Below are 12,722 nucleotides of genomic sequence, written 5' to 3' on the forward strand. Positions count from 1 at the left end.
ACGGGCACTCGCTCAACCTTTTCGGCTGCACCGATGACCGTACCGTGAGGCAACCGTCCAGCTCACGCCCGCATACGGGGCAAGCCTTAGGGAGTGCGTTCCGGATCTCGCCGGCTGGCGCCGGCCGTGCGGACGTCCAGTGGGACGCCGCCGATGCGGTAGCCGCGTTCGTCTAGCAGATGGCCGCTGAGCTTCAGCGGCCAGAGGGCCACCGCTCGGTCGGTGATGTCCAGGCCGGGGGCGCGCTGGGCGAGTCGCACCTCGAAGCGCTGGGCGTCGGCGAGGGACTTCACCCAGGCCACGACGAGGACGTTGTTCCGGCCGGTGAGACCGGCGCAGAGCCGTACCTCGCGGGCGCCGGTGACGGCACGGGAGACGCTCTCCAACTCCGCCGCGGCCACCCTCCCCCAGAGGATCACCGTGACCGGCCACTCCGACAAGGGGCGGGCGACTTCGCAACGGGGCTGGAGCATGCCGGCGGCGAAGAGCCGGCCGAGTCGGCGACGGACGGTGTCCGGGCTCGTTCCGCAGGCGTCGGCGAGGGCGCGGTAGGTGGCGCGGCCGTTCATGGACAGGGCTCCGACGAGGGCGTGGTCCAGGTCGGTGAGGGGGAAGACGGGGGCGTCGGTGCGGGGAGTGCCGGTGTCGGCGAGGCGGGCGATCTGGGCGCGGTCGAGGGCGCGCAGCCGCCAGCGGCTGCCCTCGGTGTAGACGGTGCTCGCGAGGTGGGTCCGGGTGGCGACGATGCCCTGCATCGCGCCGATGCCGCGAGTCACCCAGTGGGTGAGCGCGGCGAGGTCTGTGGCCATCACCGTGAGCAGGAGGTCCCGGTCTCCGCTGACGTGTTCGACGGTGGTGACGTGGGGCAGCTCGGCCAGGGCCCGGGCGACGGTCAGCAGGCTGCCGCTGGCGCAGTCCACCTCGACGACGGCGAGCAGTCCCTGTCCGCTCGCGGCGAGGGAGGGGGATGGGGAGCAGCTGATCCAGGCGGCGCCGGCTTCGGTGAGCCGGTGCCAGCGGCGGGCCACGGTGACGGCGTCGAGTCCGAGTACCGCGCCGATCTCGTTCCAGCCGGCGCGGGGGGCGATCTGCAGCGCGTGCACCAGGGCCTGGTCGACGTCGTCGAGTTCCCGTACCGCCCCGTGCGCGGAATTCCGTACCGGTCCGTGGCCGGAATGCTGCGTCATTCGATGCCCCTTGCGCGTTTCCTGCGATTCGGGTCGGTTGGGCGGGCCAGGACTTCAGTCTTGCCGCACCGATGGCCGGAACCGTATCAGGAGGTTGACGCAGCATGTCCGTACTGGAACGCGCCAGGGAACTCCAGCCCGATCTCGTGCGGCTCCGCCGCTCGCTGCACCGGGAGCCGGAGCTCGGCCTCCGGCTGCCGCGTACGCAGGAGAAGGTCCTCGCCGCGCTCGACGGTCTCCCTCTCGAGATCACGCTGGGCCGGGAGCTGACCTCGGTCACGGCCGTTCTGCGCGGCGGCCGTCCCGGCGGGGCGGTGCTGTTGCGGGGTGACATGGACGCACTGCCGGTGGACGAGCTGACGGGGGTGGAGTACGCCTCCGAGCTGCCGGGCCGGATGCACGGCTGCGGGCACGATCTGCACACCGCCGGACTCGTCGGCGCGGCGACGATGCTCGCGGACCGTCGGGAGAGCCTCCAGGGCGACGTGGTGTTCATGTTCCAGCCGGGCGAGGAGGGGCACAACGGCGCGGGCGCGATGATCGACGAGGGTGTCCTGGGCGCGGCGGGCAAGCCGCTCGACGCGGCCTTCGCCCTGCACGTCTCGGCCAATCGGCTGCCCGGCGGCTGGGTCGCGTCCCGGCCAGGCACGGTCATGACGGCCTCCGACGTCCTGCGGGTGACGGTTCGCGGCGAGGGCGGGCACGGTTCGGCTCCGCACCACGCCAAGGACCCGGTGCCGGCCGTCTGCGAGATGGTGACCGCGCTGCAGAACTGGGTGACGCGCACCTTCGACATCTTCGACCCGGTGGTGGTGACCGTCGGGCGGCTGCACGCCGGTACGCAGCAGAACGTCATCCCGGACACGGCCGAGTTCGAGGCGACCGTACGCAGTTACTCGGAGGCCAACCACGAGCGGCTGGCCGCGGGGCTGCCGCGCCTGGTTCGCGGGATCGCGGCCGCGCACGGCCTGGACGTGGAGGTGGAGTACGAGATGCTCTATCCGGTCACCGTCAACGAGCCGGCCGCGACGGCGTTCGCGCTGGACACGGCGCGCGAGCTGTTCGGCCCGGGAGAGGTGTGGGAGGCGCCGCAGCCGGCCAGCGGTTCGGAGGACTTCTCCCTCGTACTGAACAAGGTGCCCGGCGCGATGCTGCTGGTCGGCGCGGCGCCCGAAGGCGTGGACGTGGAGAAGGCGCCCCAGAACCACTCCCCGCGGGCGGTCTTCGACGACCGGGTGCTCCATCGCCAGGCGGCGCTGCTCAGCGAGCTCGCGGAGCAGCGGCTCGCCGCGGGGGCGTCGGCATGACGGCCCCGCGCGGGACGGGCGAGGTGGCGGCGCCCCGGGTGACCGCCGTGGTGGGCCTGCTCGTCGTCTTCGAGCTGGTCAGCGGCTTCCTCCAGGGCTCGGCGCCGGCGCTGGTGCCGGCCGTCCAGGACTGGCAGTCCATCAGCGCGTCCCAGGCGCAGTGGTACATGGCGGTGCAGTTCCTCGCGGCCGCGGTCGCGGTGCCCGTTTTCGGGCGGCTCGGAGACCTGTACGGGCACCGTCGGCTCACCCGGATCGCGCTGGTCTGCGTCGCGGCGGGCACCGTCCTGGTGGCCCTCGCACCGAATCTGACGGTGCTGCTGGTGGGCCGTGCCCTGATGGGCCCGCTGGCAGCGCTGCTGCCGCTGGAGATCGGCCTCGTACGGGACCGGCTCGACCTGGAGGGCGGGCGACAGGCGGTAGGGCTGCTTGTCGGCGCGCTCACCCTCGGCTCGCTCCTCGGGCACGCTCTGGCGGGCCCCCTGCTCGCACTCACCGGTGGCGTCCGGCCCACGCTCTCGGTCCTCGCCGCGCTCGCGTGCGCCTGCCTGGCCCTGTCGTACTGCGCGATCCCGGAGTCCCGGACGCGTGCGCCGGGCCGGATGGACTGGACGGGGGCGCTGCTGCTCGGGCTCTCGCTGTTGCTGTTCCTCGGCACGACGGCGCGCGGCGCGACCTGGGGCTGGACCTCTCCGCTCACCCTGGGCGGTCTCCTGCTCTCCCTGGCCCTGCTCGCCTGGTGGGTCCGGCTCGAACGGGACCGGCCGCACGCCCTGGTCGACGTCCGGGCGGTGGCCCGCCGCCAGTCCGCGCCGTACTACGTCTCAGGCTTCCTCTTCGGCGCGGTGATGCTGGGCGGGCAGGCGGTCGGCATCTCGTATCTGGCCGCGTCCACGGCCGACGAGGGGTACGGGTTCGGGCTCACGACCTGGGAGATCAGCGCATGGGGTGCGGTGCCGCATGTGCTGGCGTTCACCGGGGCGAGCCTCGTCGCCCGGGTGGCGGCCCGCACCGGCTACCGCCGGGTGCTGCTGCTCTCCTTCGCGTTGATGGCGGCGGGGAACGGGGGGCTGATCGCCGCGCACACCTCTCTGCCACTGTTCGCCCTGGCGTCCGCCGTCGCCGGCTTCGGCATGGGCCTGGCCTTGGGCGGCCTGCCCACTCTGATCGTGGAACGCAGCGCCACGGACCGTACGGCGAGTGCTACCGCCGTCTACAACAACCTGAAGACCCTGGGCGGCAGTGTCGCGGGCGCGGGCTCGGCGGTCGTCCTCGGCTCGCTCGTCGTCGGGGGTACGGAGGTCCCGGCGCTCTCCGCGTATCTGACGATCTGGGGGCTGAGCGCGCTGCTCTGCGTGGGCGCTCTGGTCCTCCAGATACTGACGGGACGTGACGTGCATGCTCCGGGTACGACGGGGGACCTCGACTCCGGCGCGCATACGACGGGCGGTACGGCCACGCCGGGCCCCACTCGGGTGGCTTGAACGCGACACTCCGCCGCAGTCCCTCGCCGACCCGAAGACCACACCCACCAGTTCACCCCGAGCTGGTGGAGAGGGCGGGGCCCGGCATCGAGGAGCAACGCGGGCCGCGTGACGAGGCCGCATGCCTGCTCGCGGACGTGGCGAGCGGGACCGCTAGAGGCAGCAGCCGCCGACGACGACGCCCTGCACCGGCCGGTGGCCGCAGGCCAGCCGGCCGCGTTCGCCTGCCTCCCCCTGGCCCCGCACCATTGCCCGCCTCGGCGAGACGATCCCTGAAACGTCGAAGATCTTTACGGGGCAACCCTTAGCTTGATCTTTAACTTGTGCGGCGGGGTCGTGGGGTGGTCGACTTCTGGCCAGCCGGGGACCGGGATGTGCTGGTCCTTGCCCCGGCCGTAGGTGTGACACAGGATCCGCTGCGGTGAGGTGTGGGCGTCCCGCCGCAGCCAGCAGGTGACGTCGACGGCCAGGACCAGCCGGCCGTCCGCGGCCCGCGGCAGCGGCACCGCAGCCAGGGCTCGTCGCATTTATAACATCCCGGGTATGCATCCCCGAAATGCCGTGTACTTCACGGTGCTGGAGTGCCTTCTCGAGTCCCGCCGATATCTGCCGGCTGCGATCCCGTTCCTGAAAGGGAACAGCCGGGATTGCGTGTCAACAATGCTCGAGCAATACGAGGTCGAGGGTTACGAACGTGGTCTTTCACCCATCTGACACCCTGAAAGAGCTCACTGGACCTTTTTCATCCTGTGCCGGGATGGTGGAAGAGGTCCAGTGAAGCCCTCACCCGCTCCGGTGTGGTCACCGACTTCACGCACCCCACCGGCAAGAACAGCAGCTACAGCTACAACCGCGGCATCGCCGACAACGACCCGGTGGAGCAGGAAAAAGCGATGAAGTTCAATGCTCTGCTCACGAATGCGGTCATTTTCCACAGTGCCCTGGACATCGCCGAGATCGTGCGGCAGCTGCTGGAGGAGGGCTGGACGATCGAGCCGGAGGACTCGGCCCACATCTCTCCGTATCTGACCGAGCACATCAACCGGTTCGGCGAGTACTCCACCCACGAGCTCGCCATCCGGCCCGGCCCCTACGGCCAGAAGCTCGACGTCGACTTCACCCCGCTGCGCGAGCAGGACCTCACCACAGCCGGTCTCAGCCAGGCCGCCTGAACAGCGCGGCCCCGGCTGGGAGATCAGGAGGGGATGTGGGCGCACCCGACACGTTGGGCCGTTCGTTGTACCCGGTGGCCGGGCGTCGGCGCCCGCGGGTCACCAGGGGATGGCGCCGTCGTCTTCGAAGAACGAACCGGTCGGGCCGTCGTCGGGCAGCGTGGCGAGCCGGATCGCGGTGGCTGCGCCCTGCTCGGGGGTGCGGGGTCCGTGGAAGCCGGTGAAGTCGGTCGCGACCAGGCCCGGGCAGGCGGCGTTGATCAGGATGTTCGTACCGGCGAACTGCCTGGCGTACTGCACGGTGATGGCGTTGAGGAACGACTTCGACGGCGCGTAGGCCGCCATGATGGGGCCGATCTCGATGTTCGGGTCCGCCTGCCGGGTCAGGGAGGCGACGCTGCTGGAGACGTTGACGATGCGCGGCGATGTGGAGCGCCGCAGCAGCGGCAGCATCGCGTTGGTCACGCGGATGACGCCGAGGACGTTGGTCTCCACGACCGTGCGGACCACGTCGAGGTCGAGCGCGGTCGGGTCCTGCACCCACCCCGGGCCGGACTCTCCCGAGATCCCGGCGTTGTTGACCAGGACGTCCAGGTGCCCGGCCTGCCGTTCGATCAGTTCCGCGGCATCGGTGACACTGTGGTCGCTGGTCACCTCCAGCGGCACCCCGAACGCGTCCACCGCGGCGGCGCGCAGCTTCTCCACGGCGGTCTCGAGCCGGGCCTCGTCCCGGGCTCCCACGCCCACGCGGTATCCGAGGGCACCCAGACCGGACGCGATCTCGTACCCGATTCCCTTGTTCGCGCCGGTCACCAGCGCAATCTTCGTTTCGCTCACGGCTTTGATGCTCACTCACCGACGGCGAGGCGACCAACACCGATAGAGCATCCAGTGATACTCGTGGGGTATCACCGCGGAGTACGCTCCGGGCATGGACACCCTGGAGACCCGCGAGCTCAGGTACTTCGTGGCCGTCGCCGAGGAACTGCATTTCGGCCGGGCCGCGGAGCGGCTCGGCATCGCCCAGCCACCGCTGTCCCGGGCGATCCAGCAGCTCGAACGGCGCCTCGGCGTCTCGCTACTGGACCGCAACCGCCGCGGCGTCTCGCTGACCGGCGCCGGAGAGGTCCTGCTGCACGAGGGTCGCGCCGCCCTGCACGCGACCGCCGCCGCCGCACGCCGCACCCGTCGCGCCGGTGGCGCCGATCATCCAGGTGGCGCCCGCGATCGCCTGGTACTGGCGGTCAAGGCCGCCGCGTCTCAAGAACTGCTGCGGAAGCTTCTCGACGCCTACGCGGCCCAGCCCGATGCCGCCGAGATCGAAGTGCTGCCATGCGGTATCGGCGAACAGGAAGTACTGCTGCGCGACGGCCGCGCCGACGTGGCACTCATGCAGACGCCGTTCAACTCCCTCGCCGGGTTCGACAGCGAGGAACTACTGACCGAGGGACGGATCGCCGTCCTGCCCGCCGGGCACCCTCTCGCCACGCACAAGACCTTGTCCCTGGCCGATGTCACCGACGTCCCCGATCTTCCGCTCGCCCGCTGGCCCCGCAACGGCGCCTACCCTCCCGGCCCCGGCCCCGAGATCCGCGACCAGACCCAACTGGCCCAGCTGATCGCCCTCGGACGCACCGCGGCCATCTGCCCCGACTCCTCCCACGCCTGGCTATGGGCCGACCACGCCGCCGTCCCCCTCATCGACGCGCCCCCCGTCATCACCCACATAGCCTGGCCCCCACACAGCCGCTCCCGCGCCCTCGCCCAGCTGATCCGCACGGCCACCCAGCTGTGACCCCCGGGAGTAGACCCGCGAACACGGAAGATGGGCCTGCACCTGATCGAGCGGGGCGTCGACAGCCCAGACCACCGAAGGACCGCGCCATGCTCGACGTCCTGGCCGAGCACCACCGCGAGCCGGTCATCGCCAACTCCACGGACCAACCGACCACCGCACCCGGTCCGCAACCACCATTCCGTCGGAAGGACACCCGGAGCGGACGATCAAGCCTGATGGAACCGCGGAGTCCGCGCGGCCTGACCTGCGGATAGATCGCCACACCCCGCGGTCCGGCCGTTGAGGCCGGACCGCCACGCACTGCGGCAACTCGTCCTTCAGGCGCCGCCGTCGGCAGTCGCAGGGATGCTCGGCTGCCACGCCGTCCACGCCGAGGCGTCGCCGCCCATGCCGGAGGCACCTGGAAGAAGTACGCCTCCGGCGGCCACACGCGTGGAAACCGTCACTTCCATCTACTACGCGTCAGGCGAACGGTCCTCCCGTCACCCCCACCCCCACCCACAGTGGTGACCATGTTGAACCGAGTAGCCGTCCTGTCCGACATCCACGCAGTCCTGCCCGCCCTGGAAGCTGTGCTCGCCGAACCGGAAGTGCGTGCCGCCGACCGCATCGTGCTCACCGGTGACATCGCCGCCGGCCCGCAACCGGTCCAGGTCCTCGACCTGTTGGTCAGCCTCGGCGACCGCATCGTGTGGATCAGCGGCAACGCCGATCGCGAACTCCTCGAATACCGCCGCGGCCAACGCGACTCGATCCCCGATCCCATTTCCCCCTGGGCCGCCGGCCAGCTGCGCGAGGACCACCTCGACCTTCTCGGCCGACTGCCCCGGTCGCTCTCTTTGCCCGTGCACGGCCTCGGCAAGGTGCTGTTCTGCCACGCCACGCCCCGGGACGACGAAGAGGTCGTCCTGGTCGACTCGTGCCTCGACCGCTGGCGGGAGGTTTTCAGCGAACTCGACACCGACATCCGCACAGTGGTCTGCGGCCACACACACATGCCGTTCGTCCGTCTCGCCCACGGCCGACTCGTGATCAACCCCGGCAGCGTCGGCATGCCCTACGGACGGCCCGGGGCCCACTGGGCACTCCTGGGACCAGGCATCGAACTCCGCTCCACGGACTTCGACATCGAGGCCGCTACCAACCAGATCACCCAAGACTGCTCTTATCCCGACATCGCCGAGTGGGCCGACTACTTCCTCAACGTGCGGGCTACCGACGCAGACGCTCTCGAAGCCTTCGCCCCACGGGACGGACGCGGTCACACGCCGTGACACCATGCGGCCATCAAGGGCTGCGCGCCACAGAACTCCGAATGCTCGATCAACGACTCCTGCCCGTGCGATACCCCGAGAAGGGTGCACCCGACCCGGATGCACAGGCGCCTGGCCCGGAGGTTCCGGGCGCGGAAGCCCAGGGGTCTGAAATGCCCGCGGTGGAACAGCGGTTGTCAGGGCAGGCGCCGCGTCCGACCGTGCGGCGCAGGCTGCTGTTCGTGGTGGCGGCTCGCGCCCTGCTCGGATCGCTCGGCGCCTCGGCGTTCACGCACTGGAACGCCGAACCCGGTCGCTCCCGCACTCCCGGGAGCGCTTCGCACGGCAAAGCCCTCGGCTCCGCCTCTCCCGTGACCCAGGCGGCCCCGACGACAGGGAGCATGAGCCGGGCCCCGGCCGCGGCGCCGAGCCGGAGCTCGCACCGTTCCGCGACTCGACCTGGCCAGTGCCGCCGGGATCACGCTGGTGGAAGTCGGCAGGACGCGCTTCGCCGCCGGCGGCTTCACCTGGACCGACGACCAGGGGCGCGAAGTGTTCGTCCGCAACGCCGCCATCCTCGTCGCGGGCCGCTACCACCGGGTGCCCCGAGGAGGCTCTGCCGGCCGTCGTGCGGGAGGGGCGCAGCCCGCCCAGGCTCGCCGAGGGGATCCACTGGATGCTCCAGCAGCCGACCGCCCTGGAGCGCAATCGCTGCTTCGTGTCCATCGGGTCGCGGCGGCTGGTGTCGGTGGGGAAGCCGGCACACCTGGCTGGGCTTCGGTTCGGCCACGGGCCGCCGGTCGTATGGGAAAGGCCGTGCGGCCCCGCCCGGTGGGGAGGGGCCGCACGCGCCATGGGTCGGCGTCTGCCCGGGTGGTGGTCCCGGGCACGCCGTCACCCGTTGGCGCTGACTCTCCGGATGCCGCTGCAGTTCAGCTCGGTGCTGCCCTCGTAGTTGCACGCCTGGATGTCGATGTAGCCGCTCTCGCCGATGGCGAGGTTGAGGTCGCCGCAGTTCCCGTTGCCGACGTTGTACTGCACGTTGTGCCACGAGCCGCCGTTGACCCGGTACCAGCTGCCGGGGTGGTGGCCGTCGGCCGCGGTGTCGCAGAGGTAGAGGTGCTCACCGTAGGGCTGGAAACAGCTCCACGCGCCTGTGGTGGCGATCCCGTAGCAGGGGTCCCCGCTGGCGGGCAGCCTGAAGGAGTGGACGTACCCGCTCCTCGACGGCGACTCCGGGGTCGAGGTCACCATCGAGGAGAAGGCCTTCCCCTCCGTCTTCGCTGCGGACGTCCCCGAGGAGGTCGCCGGCGTCCTGGCGGCGACCCAACGCCCGCTCGCCACGACCGCGTTCACCGAAAGCGCGTCCACCGCGGCGTGGCGGACGAAACCGTCCTGGGCTCTGGTGGCCGGGGCGGACCGCACGATCGGCCCCGAGGTCCAGCGCTTCGGCGCCGAACGAGCCGGAGCCGTCGTCGTCGAACTCCCGGACGCCTCCCACGCCGTCGTCCTGTCCGCGCCCGGACGGGTCGCCGACCTGATCAGAGCGGCCGTACGGGCGACGAGCTGACCGACCGGCCTCTCGCCTCTCCCAGGAGGGGGTGGAAGACGCTGCCGAGAGTCCGGCCGACGGGGTCCCGTTCGCCCTCTTCGCGCGCGATCAGGGCGTCAGCCCTGCGGCACCGCGACGAACGCCTCCTTGGGAGTGAGGGTCGGCGTGTAAAGGGACGCGGCGGTCGCGGTCGGGAACAGATCCCGGTGGATCACCTTGGCCACGGCCTGGATCGTGTTCACCCCGTAGCTCATCGTGCTGTTGCCGTCGGTGAGCACGGTGATCGTGTAGTCGTGGCCGCCGCCCTGGAACGTGCCGACGCTGTGCACGCGCCAGCCGCGCGTGGCGCGCTGCAGCCAGCCGTTCTTGACGTGCACGGACACGGAGGAGGGCGCGCCGGCGGGGGTCCCCCACCTCTGCGAGGTGATGACGTTCCCCATGAGCTTGAGGATGTAGGCGCGGGAGTTGTCGCTCAGGACGTTGTTCTTGGCGGTGATCAGCGAGAGCAGCCGCTGCTCGTCGGTGACGTTGATCCGGGTGAGCCCCCAGTAGCCGCCGGACCCCGGCACCGTACGCGTCATCCCGGCGGCCGCCAGGAAACCCTTCACCTTGGCGACGCCGAGCTGGTTCCACAGGGAGGTGGTGGCCGCGTTGTCGGACTTGGTGATCATGGCGGTGGCGAGGCTGGACTCGCGTGAGGTCAGGTACCGGTTGGTCTTCTTGGCGTCCCAGAGGAGCGTGGCGAGGACGGTCACCTTCACGACGCTGGCCGAGTCGTACGAGACCGTGGCGCGCAGGGTGCAGGTGGTGTTGGTGGTGCGGTCGCGCAGGCCGACGGCGACGGTACCGGTGCGCGTGGCGAGGGCGGCGGTGATGTCCCTCTGGAGCTTGGTGGCCAGCCCGGCCTTGCCGGACGTGCAGCTGACCTGCGGCGCGGTGGCGGCGGAAGCGGGCGCCGCGCCCGCGACGACGGGCACGAGCATCCCGGCGGCGGCCACGGCCGGAAGCACGCGGGCACGCAGGGATATGTGGTGAGTCATGTGGGTCCCCCCTGGAAACGAAACGAACACGCCTACGGCGTACTCGCCTTACATGACTCTTGAGCGTGCGGATGGTTGTACGAATCCGGGGGAGCCGGGGGAACCGGGGGAACCGGGAGATCGGAAGCCCCGTGGGCATGAAGCCGCCGCGAAAGGACCCGGCCGCTGGTCCTGGGACCGGCGGCCCGGTCGGTCGTCGACGGCGGTCCTCGACGATCCGGCCGTCCTGGACGACCAGGACGACGCGGTTGCCGGCCGGCGCGTGCAGTCGGGGCCGGACCAGTCGGAGGTGATCGTCTTGCTGGACCGGCCGGTGCGGTTCCAGGTGAAGCCGAAGAGGGCGCTGCCCGTCGTCGGCCCGCTCGTCGAAGAGGGACGCCTCGTACGAGTCCGAGTGGTCCGCCCGGAGACTGCCGACGAAGGAGCCGAGCATCACCATGTCCAGGCCGTTCAGTCGGACAGCCACCGGCGAGACGGGTTTGCGGTCACCGGGATCCGTGCTGTGCTGGAAGGGTCCGACGGGAGTGCGTCATGCGTACGATTCAGCGGCCGAGCACCAAGGACCATCCGCTGCGGCGGGGCGTGCTGCTGCCGGTCCGGGACCTCGCCGTCGCCTGGTCGCTGCTCGTCCTGATCGCGGCCCTCGCCTGGGTGCTCACCGTGGGCCAGGCCCGGGACATGGGGATCGAGCCCGGCACGATGGGGATGGCGCTGCCCCTGTTCCTCCTGCTGTGGGTGGCGATGATGGCGGCGATGATGCTGCCCTCGGTCGCCCCCGTCGCCGTGACCTGGGCGAAGGGGATCGCCCGCCAGTCCGGCGGCGCCACCCGGATCCTGCGCACCACCGAGTTCCTCCTCGGCTATCTGCTCGCGTGGACGGCCTTCGGCGTGCTCGCGTACGGCGGGCTCGCGCTCACGGGCGCCCTGGTCGACAGGAACCCGGATGCCGGGAGGTGGATCGGGGCGGCCGCCTTCGCGCTGGCCGGGCTGTACCAGCTGGGCCCGCTCAAGGACATCTGCCTGCGGCACTGCCGGAGCCCCATGGCCCAGCTGATGCGGTACGCCTCCTATCGGCCGCGGCTGCGCGACCTGCGCGTGGGGCTGCATCACGGTGCGTACTGCGTCGGCTGCTGCTGGGCGCTGATGGTCGTACTGATCCCGCTGGGCGTCATGAACATCGCGGCGATGGCGGGAGTGGCGGCGCTGATCTTCCTGGAGAAGCTCTCGTACCGGGGGGTGCAGCTGGCCCGGGTCGCCGGAGTCGCCTTCCTGGTGCTGGCCGTGCTGGCTCTCTTCCAGGACTGGCTGCTGCCGGGGCTGCAGGGCTCGATGACACCGATGTGACGGCGCGCGGACGAGGCGCGCCGTCAGTGGTCGCGGCGGGCCGTCCCGCCGCCTGTCCGGGTCACATCCGTCCCGCGGGTGCTCCTGCCTCCTGCTCGCTGCTGAACACGAAGTTCGCCTGCTCGCCGTAAGCCGGCTCGAAGCTGAGCCCGAACGCCGACGACGAGCCGGTCGTACGACCGATCTCGTACTCGGTGGCGAACCCGAACATCGCGTTCTTCACGGTGGTCGGCGTGCCGTCCGCGCCGCGCAGCGGCTCGTACGAGATCGTCGAGTGCCCGGCGACCGAGACGCCGGGGTTCTCACCCTGGGCGACCTCGACCTCGACCTCGCCGCGCTCGGTACCGAGGAATTCTCCGATGAACTGGGCGAGCCGGCCGAACGGGCCGCCCTCGTCGCCGGAGAGGATCTTGCCCACGGCGTCGGCCTGGGCATCGGCAGCGCGTAGAGCGCACCGGCGGCATCGGGCCCGAACGGCATCCCCACGTACAGCTTGGTCGCGGTGAAGTGCATGTTCTTGCCGAGCTCCTGGTTGGCACCCGGCGTGCCGGGGATCCCGTCGCCCGCCTCGGCGGTCGAGGCGGC

At 70.9% G+C, this 12,722-nt stretch carries 10 protein-coding genes and 3 pseudogenes; 8 read left to right on the forward strand and 5 right to left on the reverse strand.

Annotation, left to right across the window (positions count from 1 at the left end):
- Window positions 1-86: 86 nt before the first annotated feature.
- Window positions 87-1,187: an Lrp/AsnC family transcriptional regulator gene (locus ACN9M0_RS33095; protein WP_366041255.1), complete on the reverse strand. Its 1,101-nt coding sequence runs from the start codon at window positions 1,185-1,187 to the stop codon at window positions 87-89.
- A 104-nt stretch (window positions 1,188-1,291) separates the two neighbouring features.
- Here ACN9M0_RS33095 and ACN9M0_RS33100 point away from each other — a divergent pair, with 104 nt between their 5' ends.
- Together ACN9M0_RS33100 and ACN9M0_RS33105 are read left to right on the forward strand one after the other, a co-directional pair.
- A complete protein-coding gene (locus ACN9M0_RS33100) occupies window positions 1,292-2,494 on the forward strand; it encodes a M20 metallopeptidase family protein (protein ID WP_366041256.1) in 1,203 nt (400 codons plus the stop codon).
- Window positions 2,491-3,978 carry an MFS transporter gene (locus ACN9M0_RS33105; protein ID WP_366041257.1) on the forward strand — a complete coding sequence of 496 codons (1,488 nt, stop codon included), beginning with the start codon at window positions 2,491-2,493 and terminating at the stop codon, window positions 3,976-3,978. Before ACN9M0_RS33100 ends, ACN9M0_RS33105 begins: the two co-directional genes overlap by 4 nt.
- A gap of 290 nt (window positions 3,979-4,268) precedes the next feature.
- Here the strand turns inward: ACN9M0_RS33105 and ACN9M0_RS33110 are convergent.
- Window positions 4,269-4,505 (reverse strand): annotated as a pseudogene (locus ACN9M0_RS33110) (transposase); the annotation flags it as partial.
- A gap of 270 nt (window positions 4,506-4,775) precedes the next feature.
- Here ACN9M0_RS33110 and ACN9M0_RS33115 point away from each other — a divergent pair.
- The gene (locus ACN9M0_RS33115; RefSeq protein WP_366041258.1) at window positions 4,776-5,150 is read left to right on the forward strand and encodes a Tn3 family transposase; all 375 of its coding nucleotides are present in this window, start codon (window positions 4,776-4,778) and stop codon (window positions 5,148-5,150) included.
- A 99-nt stretch (window positions 5,151-5,249) separates the two neighbouring features.
- Here the strand turns inward: ACN9M0_RS33115 and ACN9M0_RS33120 are convergent, their stop codons facing one another.
- Window positions 5,250-5,987 carry an SDR family oxidoreductase gene (locus ACN9M0_RS33120; protein ID WP_426404717.1) on the reverse strand — a complete coding sequence of 246 codons (738 nt, stop codon included), beginning with the start codon at window positions 5,985-5,987 and terminating at the stop codon, window positions 5,250-5,252.
- A 94-nt stretch (window positions 5,988-6,081) separates the two neighbouring features.
- Between ACN9M0_RS33120 and ACN9M0_RS33125 the strand changes: the two genes are divergently transcribed.
- The 4 genes and pseudogenes from ACN9M0_RS33125 to ACN9M0_RS33140 form a co-directional block, all read left to right on the forward strand.
- Window positions 6,082-6,945, forward strand: coding sequence for a LysR family transcriptional regulator (locus tag ACN9M0_RS33125; protein WP_426404718.1), 864 nt, complete (start codon window positions 6,082-6,084; stop codon window positions 6,943-6,945).
- A gap of 515 nt (window positions 6,946-7,460) precedes the next feature.
- Window positions 7,461-8,222, forward strand: coding sequence for a metallophosphoesterase family protein (locus ACN9M0_RS33130; protein WP_426404719.1), 762 nt, complete (start codon window positions 7,461-7,463; stop codon window positions 8,220-8,222).
- Between the two features lie 583 nt (window positions 8,223-8,805).
- A pseudogene (locus tag ACN9M0_RS33135) lies at window positions 8,806-9,001 on the forward strand (DUF5701 family protein); the annotation flags it as partial.
- A gap of 380 nt (window positions 9,002-9,381) precedes the next feature.
- Window positions 9,382-9,771, forward strand: a pseudogene (locus tag ACN9M0_RS33140) (alpha/beta fold hydrolase); the annotation flags it as partial.
- A 98-nt stretch (window positions 9,772-9,869) separates the two neighbouring features.
- On the opposite strand, the gene ACN9M0_RS33145 reads toward ACN9M0_RS33140, so the two are convergent.
- The gene (locus tag ACN9M0_RS33145) at window positions 9,870-10,793 is read right to left on the reverse strand and encodes a serine hydrolase (protein ID WP_399701886.1); all 924 of its coding nucleotides are present in this window, start codon (window positions 10,791-10,793) and stop codon (window positions 9,870-9,872) included.
- Window positions 10,794-11,324: 531 nt separating this feature from the next.
- Here ACN9M0_RS33145 and ACN9M0_RS33150 point away from each other — a divergent pair.
- A complete protein-coding gene (locus tag ACN9M0_RS33150) occupies window positions 11,325-12,137 on the forward strand; it encodes a DUF2182 domain-containing protein (protein WP_366042868.1) in 813 nt (270 codons plus the stop codon).
- 61 nt (window positions 12,138-12,198) lie between these two features.
- Here the strand turns inward: ACN9M0_RS33150 and ACN9M0_RS33155 are convergent, their stop codons facing one another.
- The gene (locus tag ACN9M0_RS33155) at window positions 12,199-12,555 is read right to left on the reverse strand and encodes a DUF1326 domain-containing protein (protein ID WP_426404720.1); all 357 of its coding nucleotides are present in this window, start codon (window positions 12,553-12,555) and stop codon (window positions 12,199-12,201) included.
- Window positions 12,556-12,722: the final 167 nt, after the last annotated feature.

It is taken from the genome of Streptomyces sp. R-07, assembly GCF_049913175.1.
Classification (GTDB): domain Bacteria; phylum Actinomycetota; class Actinomycetes; order Streptomycetales; family Streptomycetaceae; genus Streptomyces.

Bases quoted from the DNA above. Each gene is read 5' to 3' on its own strand.
- ACN9M0_RS33095 (WP_366041255.1), bottom strand. From the start codon at position 1,187: ATGACGCAGCATTCCGGCCACGGACCGGTACGGAATTCCGCGCACGGG.
- ACN9M0_RS33100 (WP_366041256.1), top strand. From the start codon at position 1,292: ATGTCCGTACTGGAACGCGCCAGGGAACTCCAGCCCGATCTCGTGCGG.
- ACN9M0_RS33105 (WP_366041257.1), top strand. From the start codon at position 2,491: ATGACGGCCCCGCGCGGGACGGGCGAGGTGGCGGCGCCCCGGGTGACC.
- ACN9M0_RS33125 (WP_426404718.1), top strand. From the start codon at position 6,082: ATGGACACCCTGGAGACCCGCGAGCTCAGGTACTTCGTGGCCGTCGCC.
- ACN9M0_RS33130 (WP_426404719.1), top strand. From the start codon at position 7,461: ATGTTGAACCGAGTAGCCGTCCTGTCCGACATCCACGCAGTCCTGCCC.
- ACN9M0_RS33145 (WP_399701886.1), bottom strand. From the start codon at position 10,793: ATGACTCACCACATATCCCTGCGTGCCCGCGTGCTTCCGGCCGTGGCC.
- ACN9M0_RS33150 (WP_366042868.1), top strand. From the start codon at position 11,325: ATGCGTACGATTCAGCGGCCGAGCACCAAGGACCATCCGCTGCGGCGG.